12 protein-coding genes and 1 other RNA gene are annotated in these 20,191 nt (G+C 62.6%); 8 read left to right on the forward strand and 5 right to left on the reverse strand.

The window, feature by feature from the left end:
* Positions 1-3: 3 nt before the first annotated feature.
* The 3 genes from xdhC to xdhA all read right to left on the reverse strand — a co-directional run bounded on the left by xdhC (position 4) and on the right by xdhA (position 4,832).
* A complete protein-coding gene (xdhC, locus tag ABVN20_RS01475; RefSeq protein WP_368553502.1) occupies positions 4-861 on the reverse strand; it encodes a xanthine dehydrogenase accessory protein XdhC in 858 nt (285 codons plus the stop codon).
* Positions 862-985: 124 nt separating this feature from the next.
* Positions 986-3,385, reverse strand: a complete 2,400-nt coding sequence (gene xdhB / locus ABVN20_RS01480; RefSeq protein WP_368553504.1) for a xanthine dehydrogenase molybdopterin binding subunit — start codon at positions 3,383-3,385, stop codon at positions 986-988.
* Positions 3,378-4,832 carry a xanthine dehydrogenase small subunit gene (gene xdhA / locus ABVN20_RS01485; protein ID WP_368553505.1) on the reverse strand — a complete coding sequence of 485 codons (1,455 nt, stop codon included), beginning with the start codon at positions 4,830-4,832 and terminating at the stop codon, positions 3,378-3,380. Before xdhA ends, xdhB begins: the two co-directional genes overlap by 8 nt.
* Positions 4,833-5,100: 268 nt before the next feature.
* On the opposite strand from xdhA, the gene ABVN20_RS01490 reads away from it, so the two are divergent.
* The 6 genes from ABVN20_RS01490 (at position 5,101) to ffs (ending at position 14,539) form a co-directional block, all read left to right on the forward strand.
* A complete protein-coding gene (locus ABVN20_RS01490) occupies positions 5,101-5,760 on the forward strand; it encodes a GntR family transcriptional regulator (protein WP_368553507.1) in 660 nt (219 codons plus the stop codon).
* Positions 5,761-5,763: 3 nt separating this feature from the next.
* Positions 5,764-9,252: a chromosome segregation protein SMC gene (gene smc / locus ABVN20_RS01495; RefSeq protein ID WP_368553509.1), complete on the forward strand. Its 3,489-nt coding sequence runs from the start codon at positions 5,764-5,766 to the stop codon at positions 9,250-9,252.
* A 259-nt stretch (positions 9,253-9,511) separates the two neighbouring features.
* Positions 9,512-10,375: a cell division protein ZipA gene (gene zipA, locus ABVN20_RS01500; protein WP_368553510.1), complete on the forward strand. Its 864-nt coding sequence runs from the start codon at positions 9,512-9,514 to the stop codon at positions 10,373-10,375.
* Between the two features lie 162 nt (positions 10,376-10,537).
* A complete protein-coding gene (gene ligA / locus ABVN20_RS01505) occupies positions 10,538-12,895 on the forward strand; it encodes an NAD-dependent DNA ligase LigA (RefSeq protein ID WP_368553512.1) in 2,358 nt (785 codons plus the stop codon).
* Between the two features lie 185 nt (positions 12,896-13,080).
* Positions 13,081-14,202 carry a putative zinc-binding metallopeptidase gene (locus tag ABVN20_RS01510; protein ID WP_368553514.1) on the forward strand — a complete coding sequence of 374 codons (1,122 nt, stop codon included), beginning with the start codon at positions 13,081-13,083 and terminating at the stop codon, positions 14,200-14,202.
* 240 nt (positions 14,203-14,442) lie between these two features.
* An RNA gene (gene ffs, locus ABVN20_RS01515) (signal recognition particle sRNA small type) lies at positions 14,443-14,539 on the forward strand.
* Positions 14,540-14,719: 180 nt separating this feature from the next.
* On the opposite strand, the gene ABVN20_RS01520 is transcribed toward ffs, so the two are convergent.
* Positions 14,720-15,034 carry a helix-turn-helix domain-containing protein gene (locus ABVN20_RS01520; RefSeq protein ID WP_368553515.1) on the reverse strand — a complete coding sequence of 105 codons (315 nt, stop codon included), beginning with the start codon at positions 15,032-15,034 and terminating at the stop codon, positions 14,720-14,722.
* Positions 15,035-15,453: 419 nt separating this feature from the next.
* Between ABVN20_RS01520 and ABVN20_RS01525 the strand changes: the two genes are divergently transcribed.
* Positions 15,454-17,154 carry a putative bifunctional diguanylate cyclase/phosphodiesterase gene (locus ABVN20_RS01525; RefSeq protein WP_368553516.1) on the forward strand — a complete coding sequence of 567 codons (1,701 nt, stop codon included), beginning with the start codon at positions 15,454-15,456 and terminating at the stop codon, positions 17,152-17,154.
* A 9-nt stretch (positions 17,155-17,163) separates the two neighbouring features.
* On the opposite strand, the gene ABVN20_RS01530 is transcribed toward ABVN20_RS01525, so the two are convergent.
* Entirely contained in the window at positions 17,164-17,910 is a 747-nt protein-coding gene (locus tag ABVN20_RS01530; protein ID WP_368553518.1) for a substrate-binding periplasmic protein, read from the reverse strand.
* A gap of 142 nt (positions 17,911-18,052) precedes the next feature.
* Here ABVN20_RS01530 and dnaX point away from each other — a divergent pair, with 142 nt between their 5' ends.
* A complete protein-coding gene (gene dnaX / locus ABVN20_RS01535; RefSeq protein ID WP_368553520.1) occupies positions 18,053-20,152 on the forward strand; it encodes a DNA polymerase III subunit gamma/tau in 2,100 nt (699 codons plus the stop codon).
* Positions 20,153-20,191: the final 39 nt, after the last annotated feature.

Below are 20,191 nucleotides of genomic sequence, written 5' to 3' on the forward strand. Positions count from 1 at the left end.
TTCTCAGTTCGAGGCTTTCAATTGTGCGGTTTGGCTGCGGCGTGACACCGGCAGCAGCTTGGCGATCGGTTCGGCGCTGGATGTCTGCTGGCCGAAATTGGCGTTGTAGGTGGCGATGATCTCGCCGGCGATAGAGATGGCGATTTCCACCGGCAGCTTGCCCTTGACCTCGCCGATGCCCATCGGGCAGCGCATGCGTTGCAGCACGGCGGCGTCGAAGCCACGGTCGCGCAGGCGGTGTTCGAACTTCACCCGCTTGGTCTTCGAACCGATCAGGCCGAAGTAAGTGAAGTCGTTGCGCTTGAGGATCGCGGCGGTCAGTTCCAGGTCCAGCTGGTGGTTGTGGGTCATGACGATGCAGTAGCTGCCGGCGGGCAGGTCGTCGATTTCATCCAGCGGTTCTTCGCTGACGATCTTGCGCACGCCATGGGGGATCTGCTCGGGGAACTCGGCATCGCGCGAGTCGATCCAGCGCACCCGGCAGGGCAGGCTGGCCAGCAGCGGCACCAGCGCGCGGCCGACGTGCCCGGCGCCGAACACGGCGATCTGCGCCTGGACCTGGCCCATCGGTTCGAACAACAGCACGGTAACGCCGCCACAGCACTGGCCGAGGCTGGCACCGAGGCTGAAGCGCTCCAGGTGGGTGTCCTGCTTGCCGCTGACAAGCATCTCGCGGGCGATCTGCATGGCCTTGTATTCCAGGTGCCCGCCACCGATGGTGTCGAAGGCCTGGCGGGCGCTGATGACCATCTTCGAGCCGGCATTGCGCGGGGTCGAGCCCTGCTCTTCGATGATGGTCACCAGCACGCAGGGTTCGCCGCGGTTTTGCAGGTCGGCGAGGGCGTCGATCCAGTTGTACATGTTCACCTCGACATCTGTGTGTCTGTCAGTCCGTCATCGCGAGCAGGCTCGCTCCCACAGTGATTTTGTGAGCACCACAGATTGACTGTGGGAGCGAGCCTGCTCGCGATGGCCGCGCCTCGGTCTAGAGCGAAGCCATCTCGGTTTCAGCCTCGGCAGCCCTGGCCACCTTCAACTGCCGCATCTGCTCGCACCCCCACAACACCCGCTCCGGCGTCGCCGGCGCATCAATCTTCGGCTGGTGCTTGTAATCACCGAGGCTCGCCACGGCATCCTTGATCGCGCACCACGCGGCGATGCCGAGCATGAACGGCGGTTCGCCCACGGCCTTGGAGTGGAACACCGTGTCTTCGGGGTTCTTGCGGTTTTCCACCAGCTTCACGCGAAGGTCCAGCGGCATGTCCGCCACCGCCGGGATCTTGTAGCTGGCCGGGCCGTTGGTCATCAGCTTGCCCTTGTTGTTCCACACCAGCTCTTCCATGGTCAGCCAACCCATGCCCTGGATGAAACCGCCTTCGACCTGGCCGATGTCGATGGCCGGGTTCAGTGAGGCGCCGACGTCGTGGAGGATGTCGGTGCGCAGCATCTTGTATTCGCCGGTCAGGGTGTCGACCAGCACTTCGCAGCATGCCGCACCGAAGGCGAAGTAGTAGAACGGCCGGCCACGGGCCTGGCTGCGGTCGTAGTAGATTTTCGGGGTCTTGTAGAAACCGGTGCTCGACAGCGACACCTGGGCGAAATACGCCTGCTGGATCAACGCCTCGAAGGTCAGGATGTGATCGCGAACGCGCACGTGGCCGTTGTGGAAAACCACGTCTTCTTCGCTGACCTTGTATTGCCGCGCGGCGAATTCCACCAGGCGTTTCTTGATGGTTTCGGCGGCGTTCTGCGCGGCCTTGCCGTTGAGGTCGGCACCGCTGGAGGCTGCGGTCGGCGAGGTGTTGGGCACCTTGTCGGTGTTGGTCGCGGTGATCTGCACGCGGTCCATTTCCACCTGGAACACTTCGGCGACCACCTGCGCCACCTTGGTGTTCAAGCCCTGGCCCATCTCGGTGCCGCCGTGGTTGAGGTGGATGCTGCCGTCGGTGTAGACGTGCACCAGGGCGCCGGCCTGGTTGAGGAAGCTGGCGGTGAAGGAAATGCCGAATTTCACCGGGGTCAGCGCCAGGCCCTTTTTCAGGATCGGGCTGTTGGCGTTGTAGCGGCGGATCGCTTCGCGACGCTCGGCGTACTGACTGCTTTGTTCAAGCTCGGCGGTCATTTCCTCGAGCATGTTGTGCTCGACGGTCTGGTAGTAATGGGTGACGTTGCGCTCGGTCTTGCCGTAGTAGTTGGCCTTGCGCACGGCCAGCGGGTCGAGGGCCAGGTGGCGGGCGATGGCGTCCATCACTTCCTCAATGGCAACCATGCCCTGCGGGCCGCCGAAACCCCGGTAGGCGGTGTTCGAGGCGGTGTTGGTCTTGCAGCGATGGCCATTGATGGTGGCGTCGCCCAGGTAGTACGAGTTGTCGGAGTGGAACATCGCCCGGTCGACGATGGACGCCGATAGGTCCGGCGAGCAGCCGCAGTTGCCGGCCAGTTCCAGGGCGATGCCGTGCAGGCGGCCGGTGCTGTCGAAGCCGACGTCATATTCGACATAGAACGGGTGGCGCTTGCCGGTCATCAGCATGTCTTCGACCCGTGGCAAACGCATCTTGGTCGGCTGGCCGGTGAGGTGGGCAATCACCGCGCACAGGCACGCCGGGCTCGCGGCCTGGGTTTCCTTGCCGCCAAAACCGCCGCCCATGCGGCGCATGTCGACGACGATCTTGTTCATCGACACGTCGAGCACTTCAGCCACCAGCTTCTGTACTTCGGTGGGGTTCTGCGTGGAGCAGTAGACGATCATGCCGCCGTCTTCGGTGGGCATCACCGACGAGATCTGGGTTTCCAGGTAGAAGTGTTCCTGGCCGCCGATGTGCAGCGTGCCCTGGATGCGGTGTTCGGCAGTGGCCAATGCGCCTGCCGAATCGCCGCGCTGGTGGGTGTGACTGTCGAGCACGAAATGGCGTTTGCGCAGGGCTTCGACCACGTCGAGCACCGGTTCCAGGTCGTCGTATTCGATGATCGCCGCCATCGCCGCCTTGCGCGCGGTCTCCAGGTCTTTGGCCGCCACGGCCACCACCGGCTGACCGACGAATTGCACGGTGTCGATGGCCAGCAACGGGTCGCCGGGCAGCAGCGGGCCGATGTCCTTCAGGCCCGGCACGTCTTCGTGGGTGATGGCGATGCGCACGCCCTCGAAGGCGTAGCAGGGCGTGGTGTCGATGCTGATGACTTTCGCGTGGGCGCGGTCCGAGAGGCGCGCATACACGTGCAACTGGTTGGGGAATTCCAGACGGTCGTCGATGTACTGCGCTTCGCCGGACACATGCTTGGCGGCGCTGTCGTGCTTGACGCTGCGGCCGACACCGGTGGTCAGGTCCTTGGCGAACAGCTCTGCCAGTTCGGCCTGGGTCTTCTCTACGGCGTGATGGTTAGACATAAGCGGTCACCCGGGTCTCGATGTGCGGCGTTTGCAGTTCGATGAAGTATTTGCGCAGCAGGTTCTGCGCGCTGAGCAGGCGGTATTCCTTGCTGGCACGGAAGTCCGACAGCGGCGTGAAGTCCTCGGCCAGGGCGGCGCAGGCGCGCTCCACGGTGGCGTTGTCGAACGCTGCGCCACGCAACACGGCTTCGCAGGCGCTGGCGCGTTTGGGAATCGCGGCCATGCCGCCGAAGGCCACACGGACGTCGCTGATCACGCCGTTTTCCAGGCGCAGGTTGAACGCCGCGCAGACCGCGGAAATGTCATCGTCCAGGCGCTTGGACACCTTGTACGCACGGAACCACTGTTCGGCGCTGGCACGGGGCACGATGATCTTCTCGATGAACTCGCTTTCCTGGCGCGCAGTGACCCGGTAGTCGATGAAATAGTCTTCCAGCGCCAGGGTACGGCGGGTGTCGCCCTTGCACAGCACGATCTGCGCGCCGAGGGCGATCAGCAGCGGTGGCGAGTCGCCGATCGGCGAGGCGTTGCCGATGTTGCCGCCCAGGGTGCCCTGGTTGCGGATCTGCAGGGAGGCGAAGCGTTGCAGCAGTTCGCCGAAATCCGGGTACTCGGCCTTCAAAGCCTCGTAGCAGTCGGAGAGGGCAGTGGCCGCGCCGATTTCCAGGCGATCGTCGAAGCGTTCGATGCGCTTCATCTCGGCGACGTTGCCCACGTAGATCATCACCGGCAGGGTGCGGTGGAACTGCGTGACTTCCAGCGCCAGGTCGGTGCCGCCAGCCAGCAGCCGCGCCTGTGGATAAGCGTCGTAGAGGTCGGCCAGGTCGGCCACGGTCAGCGGCACCAGGCAGCGCTTGTCGCCACTGTTGAGTTCGCCGATGTCGGTGGGGGCGATGGCTTTCAGGCGGGCGATGGTCTGCGCTTCACGGGCGTCGAACTGGTCGGGTTGCTGGCCGCAGCAGGACTGCTCGGCCGCGGCCAGGATCGGCCGATAGCCGGTGCAGCGGCACAGGTTGCCGGCCAGCGCTTCGTGGGCCTTGTGGTGATCCGGTGCGTCGCTGTTCTTTTGCAGGGCGAACAACGACATGACAAAACCTGGGGTGCAGAACCCGCACTGCGAGCCGTGGCACTCGACCATGGCCTTCTGCACGCTGTGCAGTTCGCCCTTGTGCTTGAGGTCTTCGACGCTGATCAACTGCTTGCCGTGCAGCGACGAAACGAAGGTCAGGCACGAGTTGAGGCTGCGGTAGCGGATGTGTTCGCGCCCGTCCGCGTCCGTCTGCAACTCGCCGACCACCACGGTGCACGCACCGCAGTCACCGCTGGCGCAGCCTTCCTTGGTGCCGGGTTTGCCGACATGCTCGCGCAAGTAATTGAGCACGGTCAGGTTGGGGTCCAGGGCGTGCTCGCTTCGAAGTTCCTGGTTGAGTAAAAACTGGATCACGGACGGCCTCGCAGATTCATTATTGTTGTTAAGCGACTTGAACCGAATTTAGCAGTTCTGACTTTTGGGTCAATGATTTTTTGACTTAAAGGTCAGGAAAATTCGCTTTCTCGCTCGACAGCAGGTTTATTGAGTATTGACCCTGACGTGATCCCCTGCTTTTTTGCTGGATTCATGCCAAAAACCGCTGTGTGGGCACTCCGCCATGACCGCTCATGTGCGCTACACTGCGCCGCTTGTACAGATCGAAGAGTTTGAAGGGACAACCATGACGTTCAAGGCGCCGGACAGCCTCGCCGAGCAAATCGCTCACCACCTCGCCGAGCGCATCATCCGAGGCGAAATGCAGCCCGGGGAGCGCATCCAGGAACAGAAGGTCACGCTGGCGCTCAATGTCAGCCGCGGTTCGGTCCGCGAGGCCCTGTTGATCCTCGAGCGTCGTCACCTGATCGCGATCCTGCCGCGACGCGGTGCGCACGTCACCGAACTGACTGCCCACAAAGTGCGCAGCCTGTGCACGCTGATGGGCGAGCTGTACATCCTGCTGGGCAACGCCGTGGCCACCGGCTGGCAAGTCCAGGCCGACCTCGCGCCGTTCGTGCAGATCCAGCAGCGCCTGCAGGCCAGCTTCGAGCGCCAGGACATCCGCACCTTCGTCGATGACAGCTTCAATGTGATGCGCGCCGCGTATCCGTTCGCCAATAACCCTTACTTGCAGGAAACCGTCGAAAACCTGCAGCCGGCCATGAGCCGTGCGTATTTCCTGGCCCTCGACCAGCGCAAGGCGTCGATGAGCGAATACCTGGCGTTGTTCGAGCAACTGCTGGCCGCCGTGGTCGCCCGTGATTTCCCACAGATCCGCGAAGTACTGACGGCCTATGGCCAGCGCAGTTGCGATCTGGTGATCTCTGCCCTGACGGACGCTTAAAGGGTGCGGCTCAAGTGCATCAAGCTGGCGGGGTTCAAGTCCTTCGTCGACCCGACCACGGTGAACTTCCCCAGTAACATGGCGGCGGTGGTCGGGCCCAATGGTTGCGGCAAGTCGAACATCATCGACGCCGTGCGCTGGGTGATGGGCGAGAGCTCGGCGAAGAACCTGCGTGGCGAGTCGATGACCGACGTCATCTTCAACGGCTCGACCAGCCGCAAGCCGGTGAGCCAGGCGAGCATCGAACTGGTGTTCGATAACTCCGATGGCACCCTGATCGGCGAATACGCCGCCTACGCGGAAATTTCCATTCGCCGCAAAGTCACCCGCGACAGCCAGAACAGCTATTTCCTCAACGGCGCCAAATGCCGTCGTCGCGACATCACCGATATCTTCCTCGGCACCGGCCTGGGCCCGCGCAGCTACTCGATCATCGAGCAGGGGATGATCTCCAAGCTGATCGAAGCCAAGCCTGAGGATCTGCGCAACTTCATCGAGGAAGCGGCGGGGATCTCCAAGTACAAGGAGCGTCGGCGCGAGACCGAGAACCGCATCCGCCGCACCCACGAAAACCTGGCGCGCCTGACCGACCTGCGCGAAGAGCTCGAACGTCAGCTCGAACGCCTGCACCGTCAGGCCGAGTCGGCCAAGAAGTACCAGGAATACAAGGGCGAGGAGCGTCAGCTCAAGGCCCAGTTGTCGGCACTGCGCTGGCAGGCACTGAACGAGCAGGTCGGGCAGCGCGAAGCGGTGATCGGCAACCAGGAAGTCACCTTCGAAGCGCTGGTGGCCGAACAGCGCAATGCCGACGCCAGCATCGAGCGCCTGCGCGACGGACACCATGACCTGTCCGAACGGTTCAATCTGGTGCAGGGCCGCTTCTATTCGGTCGGCGGCGACATCGCCCGGGTCGAGCAGAGCATCCAGCACGGCCAGCAACGCCTGCGCCAGTTGCAGGACGACTTGAAGGAAGCCGAGCGCGCGCGCCTGGAAACCGAATCGCACCTGGGCCACGACCGCACCTTGCTGCTGACCCTGGGCGAAGAGCTGGACATGCTCACCCCTGAGCAGGAAGTCACCAGCGCCGCCGCCGAAGAAGCCGCCGCCGCGCTGGAAGAATCCGAAACCACCATGCACGGCTGGCAGGAGCAGTGGGACGCCTTCAACCTGACGGCCGCCGAGCCGCGCCGCCAGTCCGAAGTGCAACAGGCGCGCATCCAGCAGCTGGAAACCAGCCTGGAGCGCCTGGCCGACCGGCAGAAGCGCCTGGCCGAGGAACGCGAGTTGCTTTCGGCGGACCCGGAAGACGCGGCGATGATGGAGCTTGCCGAGCAACTGGCGACCAGCGAAGCGACCCTGGAAGACTTGCAGGCCAGCGAAGAGGCCCAGGTCGAACGCCTTGAGCAACTGCGCCAGCAATTGCAGCAGGCGTTGTCGGCGCAGCAACAGGCGCAGGGCGATTTGCAGCGCCTCAACGGGCGCCTGGCGTCGCTGGAAGCCTTGCAGCAGGCCGCGCTCGATCCGGGCACCGGCACCGCCCAGTGGCTGCGCGAGCAGAACCTGGCGCAGCGTCCGCGTTTGGCCGAAGGCCTGAAGGTCGACGCCGGCTGGGAACTGGCGGTGGAAACCGTGCTCGGCGCCGATCTGCAAGCGGTGCTGGTGGACGATTTTGCCGGCATCGACCTGGGCGGTTTTACCCAGGGCGATTTGCGTTTGCTCAGCCCTGCCGGCGATGGCGTACGGGTGGCCGGCAGTCTGCTGGACAAGGTCGAGGCGCAGATCGACCTGTCGCCGTGGCTGGGTCAGGTCAAGCCGGTCGACAGCCTCGAACAGGCTCTGGCCCTGCGTGGCCAGTTGGCGGACGGGCAAAGCCTGATCAGCCGCGATGGTTACTGGGTCGGCCGGCACTTCCTGCGCGTGCGTCGGGCCAGCGAAGCGGAAAGCGGCGTGCTGGCCCGCGGGCAGGAGATCCAGCAACTGGGCCTGGAGCGCGAAGAGCGCGAAGCTTCGGTCGAGGCTCTGGAAACCCAATTGCAAAACCTGCGGGCACAGCAGCGCCAGCAGGAAAACGGTCGCGAGCATTTGCGTCGTCTGTTGCAGGACGAGGCGCGCCAGCAGGGCGAACTCAAGGCACAACTGTCCGCCGGCAAGGCCAAGGCCGAACAGTTGACCTTGCGCCGCAGCCGGCTGGATGACGAACTGACCGAGCTGGCCGAGCAGCGCGAGCTGGAGCACGAGAACATTGGTGAAGCGCGCCTGCAATTGCAGGACGCCCTGGATGCCATGGCGCTGGACACCGAGCAACGCGAATTGCTGCTGGCCCAGCGTGACAGCCTGCGCGAACGCCTCGACCGTGTGCGCCAGGAAGCGCGGCAGCACAAGGATCACGCTCACCAGTTGGCCGTGCGCCTGGGTTCGTTGCGCGCGCAGCACGACTCCACGCGCCAGGCGTTGGAGCGCCTGGAAATGCAGTCCGAGCGCCTGACCGAAAAACGTGAACAGCTGAGTCTCAATCTGGAGGAGGGCGAGGCGCCGCTGGAAGAGCTGCGGCTCAAGCTCGAGGAATTGCTCGACAAGCGCATGACCGTCGACGAAGAACTCAAGACCGCGCAGATCGCCATGGAAGATGCCGACCGTGAACTGCGCGACGCCGAGAAACGCCGCAACCAGGCCGAGCAGCAATCGCAATTGATCCGTGGCCAGATGGAATCCCAGCGCATGGAATGGCAAGCCCTGACCGTGCGCCGCAAGGCTCTGGAAGATCAGTTGCTCGCCGACGGTTACGACCTGCACGGCGTGCTCGCCACCCTGGCCGCCGAGGCCAACGAGAAGGACGCCGAAGAAGAACTCGAGCGCATCGCCGCACGCATTGCGCGCCTGGGCGCGATCAACCTCGCGGCCATCGACGAATACCAGCAACAATCGGAGCGTAAACGTTATCTGGATGCGCAGAACGACGATCTGGTGGAAGCGCTGGATACGCTCGAGAACGTAATTCGCAAGATCGACAAGGAGACCCGCAACCGCTTCAAGGATACCTTTGATCAGATCAATGGCGGTTTACAGGCGCTTTTCCCAAAAGTTTTCGGTGGAGGCAGCGCCTATTTGGAACTGACGGGCGAAGATCTACTCGATACAGGGGTGACGATCATGGCGCGTCCGCCAGGAAAGAAGAACAGCACCATCCATTTGCTCTCCGGTGGCGAAAAAGCCCTGACCGCATTGGCCCTGGTTTTTGCCATCTTCAAGTTGAATCCGGCACCGTTCTGCATGCTCGATGAAGTGGATGCGCCACTGGACGACGCGAACGTCGGACGTTACGCACGATTGGTGAAGGAGATGTCGCAGACGGTGCAGTTCATCTACATCACCCACAACAAGATCGCCATGGAAATGGCTGATCAATTGATGGGGGTGACGATGCACGAACCGGGATGTTCGCGACTGGTGGCAGTGGATGTCGAGGAAGCGATGGCGATGGTGGATGCCTGAGCCGGTGTGAGTAGGAACTATAGTTTTCAGTCTGTAAGGCCTTTCTGAACGCTTGTTCTTGCTGGCAAATCGACATATTCGCGCAAGCCATGGTGACAGACGGTGTAAAGTTGTCTTTGGTCGTGCTAGTTTAATGTCAATTTTTCGTATACGTGGGCAAAACGCCTGTCAGAACATAGAGTTGGCGCCACGTTTTAAAGCGGTTTACCAGTTGTAAACCCCTTATTTTTCAGCATTTTTTATAGAGGCACGGGATTACATGGAAATCGGTCTGCGCGAGTGGCTGATCGTCATCGGCATCATTGTCATTGCCGGTATTCTTTTTGATGGCTGGCGCCGGATGCGCGGCGGCAAGGGGAAGCTGAAGTTCCGTCTTGATCGAAATCTGTCCAATTTGCCGGATGACGACGGCAATGCCGAGCTGCTGGGTCCGTCCCGCGTGCTCGATACCCATCAAGAGCCGCAACTGGACGAGCATGACCTGCCGTCGGTCAGTGCACCGGCCCGCGAGCCTCGCGAAACCCGTGAGCCAGTCGCCAAGCGCGGCAAGCGTGGTCATTCCGAGCCTGCCCAGGGCGACATGAACCTGAGCCTGGACCTGGATGGCGGCCCGAGCTTCAGCAGCCGTGACGACGATTTCCCGGACGACAGCAAATCCTCGCCTGCGCTGGGCGACAAGGATCAGCCGCAAGCCGAGGAAGTGCTGGTGATCAGCGTGATCTGCCGCGACGCCGCCGGCTTCAAGGGCCCGGCTCTGTTGCAGAACATCCTCGAAAGCGGCCTGCGCTTCGGCGAGATGGACATTTTCCATCGCCACGAAAGCATGGCGGGTAACGGTGAAGTGCTGTTCTCCATGGCCAACGCGGTCAAGCCAGGCATCTTTGACCTGGATGACATCGACCATTTCAGCACCCCGGCGGTGAGCTTCTTCCTCGGTCTGCCAGGCCCACGTCACCCCAAGCAGGCTTTCGACGTGATGGTGGCAGCGGCGCGCAAGCTGTCCCAGGAGCTGAACGGCGAACTCAAGGACGATCAGCGCAGCGTGCTGACCGCCCAGACCATCGAACATTACCGTCAGCGCATCGTCGAGTTCGAACGTCGCGCACTGACCCAGAAGCGTTGAGAACAGGTCGCGCCGCGCGACCTGTACCTGTAGGAGCTGAGCTTGCTCGCGATGGCGTCCTTGAAATCGCCATCGCGAGCAAGCTCGGCTCCTACAATAAGCTTTGCCGCATTAACAAATTGAGCAGCTTCGGCTGCTCTTTTGCTTTATGAGAGAACACCCATGACCGCCGCTAAAACCCGCATTCTAGAGCTGCGCGCTGAACTGGATCAGCACAACTATCGCTACCACGTGCTGGACGAGCCGAGCATTCCGGACGCCGAATACGACCGCCTGTTCCGCGAACTCAAGGCCCTGGAAGCGGAGCATCCGGAGCTGATCACCAGCGACTCGCCGACCCAGCGTGTCGGCAGCGCGGCGTTGTCGGCGTTCACCCAGGTGCGCCATGAAGTGCCGATGCTCAGCCTCGGTAACGCCTTCGAAGAAACCGACATGCGCGAGTTCGATCGCCGGGTCAACGAAGGCCTCGATCAGCCAGCCGGCGACTTGTTCGGTGGCGGCCCGGCGGTGGAGTACAGCTGCGAGCCGAAGCTCGATGGCCTGGCGGTCAGCCTCTTGTACCAGGACGGCGTGCTGGTGCGCGGCGCCACCCGCGGCGATGGCACCACCGGCGAGGACATCAGCGTCAACGTGCGCACCGTGCGCAACATCCCGCTCAAGCTGCAAGGCACGGGCTGGCCGGCCACCCTTGAAGTGCGCGGCGAAGTGTTCATGTCCAAGGCCGGTTTCGAACGGCTCAACGCCACGCAACTGGAGGCCGGTGGCAAGACCTTCGCCAACCCGCGCAACGCGGCGGCGGGCAGCCTGCGCCAGCTGGACTCGAAGATCACCGCCAACCGTCCGCTGGAGTTCTGCTGCTACGGCATCGGCCAGATTTCCCAGGACATCGCCGACACCCACATTGGCAACCTCAAACAACTGCAAGCCTGGGGCCTGCCGATCAGTCGCGAGCTGAAACTGGCTCACGGCATCGACGAGTGCCTGGACTACTACCGCGATATCGGTGAGCGGCGTAATGGCCTGGCCTACGAAATTGATGGCGTGGTGTTCAAGGTCAACAGCATCGCCTCCCAGCGCGAACTGGGTTTCCGCGCGCGTGAACCGCGTTGGGCGATCGCCCATAAATTCCCGGCCATGGAAGAACTCACCGAGTTGCTCGACGTCGAGTTCCAGGTCGGTCGTACCGGCGCGGTGACGCCGGTGGCACGCTTGAAACCGGTCAAGGTCGCCGGGGTCACGGTGGCCAACGCGACGTTGCACAACATGGATGAAGTGGCGCGCCTGGGCCTGATGATCGGTGACACCGTGATCATCCGCCGCGCCGGCGACGTGATTCCGCAAGTGGTGCAGGTGGTGACCGAGCGGCGCCCGGAAAGTGCGCGGGCGGTGCACATTCCCGAGAATTGCCCGGTGTGCGGCTCCCACGTCGAGCGCACGCAACTGGTCAAGCGCAGCAAGGGCCGCGAGACCGTCAGCGAAGGTGCGGTGTACCGCTGCGTCGGCCGACTGGCCTGCGGTGCGCAGCTCAAGCAGGCGATCATCCATTTCGTTTCGCGCCGCGCCATGGACATCGAAGGCCTGGGCGACAAGAGCGTCGAGCAACTGGTCGATGAAGGTTTGGTGAGTTCGCCGGCCGACCTGTATGCGCTGAAGTTCGAAGACATCGTTGACCTGGAGGGCTTTGCCGAGCTGTCCAGCAAGAAGCTGCTCAGCGCCATCGAGGACAGCAAGCGGCCGAGCCTGGCGCGTTTCATCTATGCCTTGGGCATTCCCGATGTGGGTGAGGAGACGGCCAAGGTGTTGGCGCGCTCGTTGGGCTCGCTTGAGCGGGTGCAGCAAGCCTTGCCCAACGTGCTGACCTACTTGCCGGATGTCGGCCTGGAAGTGGCGCACGAGATTCACAGCTTCTTCGAAGACCATCACAACCAGCAGGTCATCGCCGACCTGCTCAAGCATGGTTTGCAGATTCAGGATCAGGGCGAGCTGGGCGCCGAGTTTGCCGCCAGCACCACCCTGGGCGGCTTGCTCGACAAGTTGCACATTCCATCGGTGGGGCCGGGCGGGGCGCAGAAACTGGCGGACCGCTTCGGTTCGCTCGAGGCGGTGATGGATGCCGACTGGCTGGACATGCGCCAGGCTTTGCCGGAGAAACAGGCCAACTCGGTGCGCGAGTTTTTCGCCTTGCCCGAGAACCGCCAACTGGCGCTAGCCGCCGAACAGCAGTTGCGCGAGTTCGGCATGCATTGGCAGAGCGAGAAAAAAGTCGTCGAAGGCTTGCCGCTGGCAGGGCAGACCTGGGTACTGACCGGCTCGCTGGAATTGATGAGCCGTGACGTAGCCAAGGAAAAACTGGAAAGCCTGGGCGCCAAGGTGGCCGGCTCGGTATCGGCCAAGACCCATTGCGTGGTGGCGGGCCCGGGTGCGGGTTCCAAGCTGGCCAAGGCCAATGAGCTGGGGCTGAAAGTGCTGGATGAAGAGGCGTTTGTCAGCTTCCTGGCTGAGCACGGCATATCTGCGTAGCGGCCCCCTGTAGGAGCGAGCTTGCTCGCGAAGCGGTGGGGCATTCACCAGTTGTGTCGCCTGATGCTCCGCTATCGCGAGCAAGCTCGCTCCTACAGTGGATTCTTGTTCAACCCAAACCCACTGTGGGAACGATCTCGATGGAGCAATGATCTAGTCTTGGCAACCCCCAGGAAGAGATCGCCATGCTCCGTTTCTTCGAACAGCTCAGCCCGCGCAGCCGCAAAGTCTGGAGCTGTCGCTGCGGGCAATCGCTGTTCTTCCCCAACAGCCAATGCCTGGCTTGTTCAGCCGCCCTGGGCTATCAGCCCCGGCAAGGCCGCCTGACCTCCATGCAACCTGCCGAGCAGCCAGGCACCTGGCAGCTCGACGCCGCCCCGGACACCGGTGCCTGGCGCCGCTGTGCCAACCTCGACTCGCCGGCCGCCTGCAACTGGTTGTTGCCGGCCAGCGATCCACACCGCTTGTGCATCGCTTGCCGACTCAATCGCACCATCCCCGATCTGTCGATTGCCGACAACCACGAGCGCTGGCGCAAGGTCGAAGCGGCCAAGCGTCGGCTGATCGCCCAGTTACTCGGCCTGGGTCTGTCGGTCGTCCCCAGGTCGGAAAACGCAGAGACCGGCCTGGCGTTCGACTTCATCGGCGTCGACCAGTACGGCCAACCACCCACCACCGGCCACGCCCACGGCCTGATTACCCTCGACATCGAGGAAGCCGACGACGCCCATCGCGAACAGGTGCGGGTGCACATGCACGAACCCTATCGCACGCTGCTCGGGCATTTTCGGCATGAGATCGGTCACTACTACTGGGATCGGCTGATCGCCGACGGCCCATGGCTGGAACCGTTTCGAGCACTGTTCGGTGATGAACGTGCCAGCTACGCCGCTGCCCTCGAGCGTCACTACCAGCAAGGACCGCCGCTCGGCTGGCAGCAACGGTTCGTCAGCGCCTACGCCACCATGCATCCATGGGAAGACTGGGCGGAAACCTGGGCGCACTACCTGCACATGATGGACGCCGTGGACACCGCCCTCGGTTTTGGCCTGAGCGCAAGGGGAGTGGACCTCGACTACCCGCCGTACCCCGCCAGCGTCCTGTTCGATCCAGAGCACCCCGGCGGCGAGGCATTCCTGTCCGTCATCAACGCCTGGATCGAACTGGCCAGCCTGCTCAACGAACTGTCACACAGCATGGGCCAGCCGGATTTCTACCCCTTCGTCCTGCCCCCGGCGGCGATCACCAAACTGCACTTCATCCACCTTGTAACCTGTAGGAGCGAGCTTGCTCGCGATGGTCGTTAACGATAACGCTGAGTGTCAGGATAGCCAGCGGTGCCTGGGCCTCCATCGCGAGCAAGCTCGCTCCTACAGGATTTCACCGTGAACAGGCGGCAAGCCCCCTGTGGGAACGGGCTCGCCCGCGACAGCCTTTGCATGTCCTTGAACCCACTCAAATTTTTATCCCGGCCAACGGTTGTAACTTCGCCGCAGACAGGTACAATGGCGCGGCTCGCCGTCAGGCGGGCGTCGTTATGGTGACCCCATCGGTCCCCCCGCAACGATTACCCGTGAACCTGGTCAGAGCCGGAAGGCAGCAGCCACAGCGGGAACATTGTGTGCCGGGGTGTGGCTGGTGGGGTTGCCACCTTAACGAACCGCAAGCCCTCTCTCGCGTTTTTCATCTCCAATCTCATTTTTTCTGCTCTGCCATGGATCGTTTCCAGCGGCGGATGTCTGTCGTTTGCGCGTTGGCCAGCGGCACATAAAAAAGGAGGCCGACCTGTTGAATCAAGTCGGCCTCCTTTTTTCATGTCGGTCGCTAGGGCTTGGACAGCGCCTGATCGACGGCGGCGATCAGTTTGCCCAGATCCTTCGGTGTGGCGCTGTGGATGACGGAGAACAGGTAGGCGCGCTGCTCGTCTTCATCGTCCAGGTCGACAAAAAATGCCTTCAGCTGGACCCCCAGCACATTGGCCAGCAGGAACAGAGCCTCCACGCTGGGCGTGTAGGTGCCGGTTTCGAAGCGGCTGATGGTTTTGGGGTCAAAACCGGTCCTTTCGCCGAGCTCAGCCTGAGTAAGCCCCGCAACCTTGCGGTAACGGCGAATGGCTGAACCCAAACTCAAAATTTGCATCGCTCAATTCCCATTTAGAATCAAGAACTTAACGATAGATTTTCGCATTAGACAACCGCGCGGTTCATCACCTTGCTTTGCAAAATGTGATGTGTTTCGTAGAATCGGCGCTCCCAAGGGGATATTGGGTGTCCGGTTCTCTGAAGTTCGCCTGATGGCGGGGAGCCAGTAGTGCGCTCTTTCCCGCAGGTGGGCGGCGGGCTCAAGTTGTCTTGAAGCCTTGCAAAAAGTTACCGAAATGGCGGGTACCGTTTTTCTGTCCGGGTCTTTGAGCCTAGTAGATCTTCGGCTGCCAATGGGCCATCAATGGCTGTACATGGAGTGATCACGTGGCGCTGCGCAACAGGATTCAACTCATCTCCACCAGGCGTTGCGCGCTGGTCGAGCGGTACCGCCGCTAGCGGCAGCGAGCCTGAATCATGGATGAGAAATACCGCCGGGCCGTGGATGCCGCCGCGATTTTTTCCGAGACCGACCTCACCGGGCGGATCACCTACGTCAACGATCAGTTCTGCGCCTTGTCCGGCTACAGCCGCGACGAATTGCTCGGACAGAACCACCGCCTGCTCAACTCCGGGCTGCACCCCGCCGAATTCTTCCTTGATATGTGGCACACCATCGCCCTGGGTCATGTATGGAAGGGCGAAATCTGTAATCGCGCCAAGGATGGCAGCCTGTTCTGGGTCGAGAGCACGCTGGTGCCGGTGCTGGACGATCTGACCGGGCGCATTCACCGTTACCTGGCTATCCGTTTCGATATCAGCGAAAAACGTCAGTTGCTGCATTCCCTGCAATGGCGTGTCGGCCATGATGTGCTGACCGGCTTGCCCAATCGCGCATTTCTTTCGGATCTGCTCGATCAGGCGCTGATGTTCTCCCGTCAGGAAAACATCCCGCTGGCGGTGTGCATGCTCGACCTGGACGGCTTCAAGGCCGTCAACGATGGCTACGGGCATGCCAGCGGTGACCAGTTGCTGGTGGAGGTGGCCAAGCGTCTGCGCGATATCGTTCGCGGCGAAGACGTAGTGGCGCGGTTGGCGGGGGACGAGTTCGTGCTGGTGTTGCGTTACGTGCGTGATCTGCCCGAGCTGCGCGCTGCGCTGAACCGTGTGCTGGGTGCGCTCTCGACGCCTTACTCGGTGCAGGGTAATACGTTGAATGTGTTCGCCAGCATCGGCGTCACGCTGTTCCCCCATGACGACGAAGATGCCGAAACCCTGCTGCGTCATGCCGACCAGGCCATGTACGTGGCCAAGCAGAGCGGGCGCAATCGCTTTCATCTGTTCGATGTGGTCCGTGATCGGGAGGTCAGGGCGACGCACCAGACGGTGGAGCGGGTGCGGCAGGCCCTGGTCGCTGGCGAGCTGCGTCTTTATTACCAGCCCAAGGTGCATATGCGCAGCGGCGCTGTTGTCGGCTTCGAGGCGCTGCTGCGCTGGCAGCACCCGCAGGACGGCCTGGTCCCGGCGCGAGAGTTCCTGCCGCTGGTGGAGGAGACGGACCTGATCATCGACATCGGTGAGTGGGTGATCGACCAGGTGTTAGTGCAACTGGAGCGCTGGCAGGCCGCAGGGACGTGCTGGCCGATCAGCGTCAACATTGGCGCGCGGCATTTCCAGCGGGCGGATTTCGTCGATCGCCTCGGCGCTCTGCTTGCCCGGCATGCTGGTGTTGCGCCGCAGTTGCTGGACCTGGAAATCGTCGAATCGGTGGCCGTTGAGAACATCCAGCATGTCAGCGCCTGTCTACAGGCCTGCCAGGCACTCGGTGTGCAGTTTTCCCTGGGGGATTTCGGCACCGGTCATTCGTCGTTGAGTTACCTCAAGCGCCTGCGCACGCAAACGATCAAGATCGACCGCTCGTTCATTCGCGACATTTTGCACGATCATGATGATCTGGCCCTGACCACGGCGGTGATCGGCCTGGCGAGGGCGTTTGGCCGGCAAGTGATCGCCGAGGGGCTGGAGAGTATCGAGCATGGCGAGTTGCTGTTGCAGTTGGGGTGCGACATCGCCCAGGGTTATTTCATCGCCCGGCCGATGCCGGCGGATGCAGTGCCCGGCTGGGTCGAGCGCTACGTCGCGCCGCTGCAATGGCGGCTGAATGAGGCCATGGTGTAGGACCGGCGCTCAAGGGGTGTTCGCCTTGCCGACATACAGCCGGATAATGTCGTCGATCTCGCCGGACATCTTCATTCGCAGCAGCGTGCGCAGAATGCGCTGCACCGGCACTGCCGGATCATTACGCACGAAGCAGCCGACACTCTGCTCCTGCAACACCGCCACGCCTTGCAGTTGCCGTTCGGCTGGCTGACGCTGGTTGAACCAGTCCAGGGTCCATTGATTGGTTACCGCATAGCGATAGCGCCCGGCCTGCAATTTTTCCAGGGCCTGATCCTGGCTGCGCGCGTCTTCGCGCACCAGGTGGGCACTGTCGAACAGCGGTTGCAGGGTCGGGTAGCTGTAACCCAGCACGGTGCCGATGGTCTGGCGCGGCAGGCTCGCCGGGACTACGGCGTAGGGTGCTTCCTGGCGGCTGACCAGCAGGTCCGGCTGCGTCCACAACGGGATGCTCCAGATGTAGTCACCCGACTGATTGGGCAGCCACGATTGCGCGGCATAACAGCGCACATCGACCTCGCCGTGCTCCATTGCGCCCTGCACGCGTGCCCGCGGCAGCACGTGGAATTCAGCCGGCAGGCCGACCTGGGTGGCGAGGCTGAGCATCACGTCGTAGAGAATGCCCTGGGTCGGCTGGCCGCGCTCGAGCTGCACCATCGGCATGGCCCAACTGTCGGGCACCACGAAGCGCAGCGGCGCATCAGAGGCGCTGGCGTTCAGACTGATCAACAGCAGTGCCCCCAAGGCCAGCCGCATAGACGCTCCGGTACTGATGAAACCTGTGCCGATAAAACCCAAAGTGTGCATCTTAGCCAGATTAGACGAGCATGCCGGATGCAATTTTGCCCTTGCTCCGCTAGCATTAGCCGCTTCTGTTCCTTGGTTGCGACGGTTTTCGATGAGTTATCAGGTTCTTGCACGTAAATGGCGTCCGCGCTCGTTCCGCGAAATGGTCGGCCAGACCCATGTGCTCAAGGCTCTGATCAATGCCTTGGACAGCCAGCGGCTGCACCATGCCTACCTGTTTACCGGCACGCGCGGGGTCGGCAAGACCACCATCGCGCGGATTATCGCCAAATGCCTGAACTGTGAAACAGGTATCACTTCCAGCCCCTGTGGCGAGTGCTCGGTGTGCCGCGAGATCGACGAAGGGCGCTTCGTCGACCTGATCGAGATCGACGCCGCGAGCCGGACCAAGGTCGAGGACACCCGCGAACTGCTGGATAACGTGCAGTACGCGCCGAGCCGTGGGCGCTTCAAGGTCTACCTGATCGACGAAGTGCACATGCTCTCCAGCCATTCCTTCAATGCGCTGCTCAAGACCCTCGAAGAACCGCCACCCTACGTCAAGTTCATCCTGGCGACCACTGACCCGCAGAAACTTCCTGCAACGATTTTGTCGCGTTGCTTGCAGTTCTCCCTGAAGAACATGACCCCTGAGCGTGTGGTCGAGCACCTGACCCACGTGCTGGGTGTCGAGAACGTACCGTTCGAAGACGATGCGCTGTGGCTGCTCGGTCGAGCCGCCGACGGCTCGATGCGTGACGCCATGAGCCTGACCGACCAGGCGATTGCCTTCGGTGAAGGCAAGGTCATGGCGGCCGACGTGCGGGCCATGCTCGGCACGCTCGATCATGGCCAGGTCTATGACGTGCTGCACGCGCTGATCCAGGGCGACGCCAAGGCCCTGCTCGAAGCCGTGCGCCATCTGGCCGAGCAAGGGCCGGACTGGAACGGCGTGCTGTCGGAAATTCTCAATGTGCTGCATCGGGTCGCCATCGCCCAGGCCTTGCCTGATGGCGTCGACAATGGCCACGGCGACCGCGACCGGGTGCTGGCACTGGCCCAGGCCCTGCCGGCCGAAGACGTGCAGTTCTACTACCAGATGGGCTTGATTGGCCGTCGCGACCTGCCGCTGGCGCCGGACCCGCGTGGTGGTTTCGAAATGGTCCTGCTGCGGATGCTGGCGTTCCGTCCGGCAGACACCGACGACGCACCCAGGCAGCCACTAAAGTCAGTGGGGATCAGCCAGGCCACAGTTGATTCCGCCAATTCAGTGGCTGCCGCGCCGGTGGTTGCGCCGGTAGTCGTTGCCGCACCCGCACCTGTTCCGGCGCCGGCTGCCGCTCCAGCGCCTGCGCCCGAGCCGGTCGCGCCTGTGGTTGTGCCTGAGCCGGTTGCCGAGCCTGAGCCTGTCGCGGTGGAAGAGGTGGTCGACCTGCCGTGGAATGATCCGGTAGAGCCTGAGCCCGAGCCTGAGCCTGAAATCATCCAGCAGCCGGCTGTCGAGCCGGTGCTGGAAACCATCGCCGAACAACCCGAATTGCCGCCGGTCCTTGCGCAGACGCCGGACAGCGTCGTGCCGGACGCACCGGACGTTCCCGAGTGGGCCTCTGCGTCGATTCCCGAGCCTTCCGTGGCCGAAGTCGATGCCGCCACGCCGGGCATGGACCTGGACGACGAGCCGCCGCTGGACGAGGATTACATCGAGCCGGACATGGATTCGGCCTACAGTTACCTCGATGAACTGGCCAGCGAACACACCGCCGAGCCGGCACCGGAGCCCGAGCCTGAACCGGCGGCAATGCCCGCCACCGGGTTGGCCCTGGAGTGGCTGGAGCTGTTCCCGAAATTGCCGATTTCCGGCATGACCGGCAGTATCGCCGCCAACTGCACGTTGATCTCCGTTGAAGGCGACACCTGGCTGTTGCACCTGGATCCGGCCCACAGTGCGCTGTTCAACGCGACCCAGCAACGTCGCCTGAACGATGCGTTGAATCAGTACCACGGTCGCACCTTGACCCTGAACATGGAGCTGATCAAGCCCGAGCAGGAGACACCGGCCCAGGCCGCGTCCCGGCGCCGTGCCGATCGCCAGCGCGAGGCTGAAGAGTCGATCCACGGTGATCCGTTCATCCAGCAGATGATGCAGCAGTTCGGTGCCGTCATCCGTAACGATACTATTGAACCTGTCGAAGCCCTGGTCAGTCAGGGCTAATAACTGAAGGCGTTCGGTCTGGTGGCCGGACGCTGCTTA

It is taken from the genome of Pseudomonas sp. MYb118 (assembly GCF_040947875.1).
Classification (GTDB): domain Bacteria; phylum Pseudomonadota; class Gammaproteobacteria; order Pseudomonadales; family Pseudomonadaceae; genus Aquipseudomonas.

Excerpts from the sequence above, each read along its gene's own strand:
- zipA (WP_368553510.1), top strand. The coding sequence starts at position 9,512 with ATGGAAATCGGTCTGCGCGAGTGGCTGATCGTCATCGGCATCATTGTC.
- ABVN20_RS01520 (WP_368553515.1), bottom strand. The coding sequence starts at position 15,034 with ATGCAAATTTTGAGTTTGGGTTCAGCCATTCGCCGTTACCGCAAGGTT.
- ligA (WP_368553512.1), top strand. The coding sequence starts at position 10,538 with ATGACCGCCGCTAAAACCCGCATTCTAGAGCTGCGCGCTGAACTGGAT.
- ABVN20_RS01525 (WP_368553516.1), top strand. The coding sequence starts at position 15,454 with ATGGATGAGAAATACCGCCGGGCCGTGGATGCCGCCGCGATTTTTTCC.
- ABVN20_RS01490 (WP_368553507.1), top strand. The coding sequence starts at position 5,101 with ATGACGTTCAAGGCGCCGGACAGCCTCGCCGAGCAAATCGCTCACCAC.
- ABVN20_RS01530 (WP_368553518.1), bottom strand. The coding sequence starts at position 17,910 with ATGCGGCTGGCCTTGGGGGCACTGCTGTTGATCAGTCTGAACGCCAGC.
- xdhC (WP_368553502.1), bottom strand. The coding sequence starts at position 861 with ATGTACAACTGGATCGACGCCCTCGCCGACCTGCAAAACCGCGGCGAA.
- xdhB (WP_368553504.1), bottom strand. The coding sequence starts at position 3,385 with ATGTCTAACCATCACGCCGTAGAGAAGACCCAGGCCGAACTGGCAGAG.
- dnaX (WP_368553520.1), top strand. The coding sequence starts at position 18,053 with ATGAGTTATCAGGTTCTTGCACGTAAATGGCGTCCGCGCTCGTTCCGC.
- ABVN20_RS01510 (WP_368553514.1), top strand. The coding sequence starts at position 13,081 with ATGCTCCGTTTCTTCGAACAGCTCAGCCCGCGCAGCCGCAAAGTCTGG.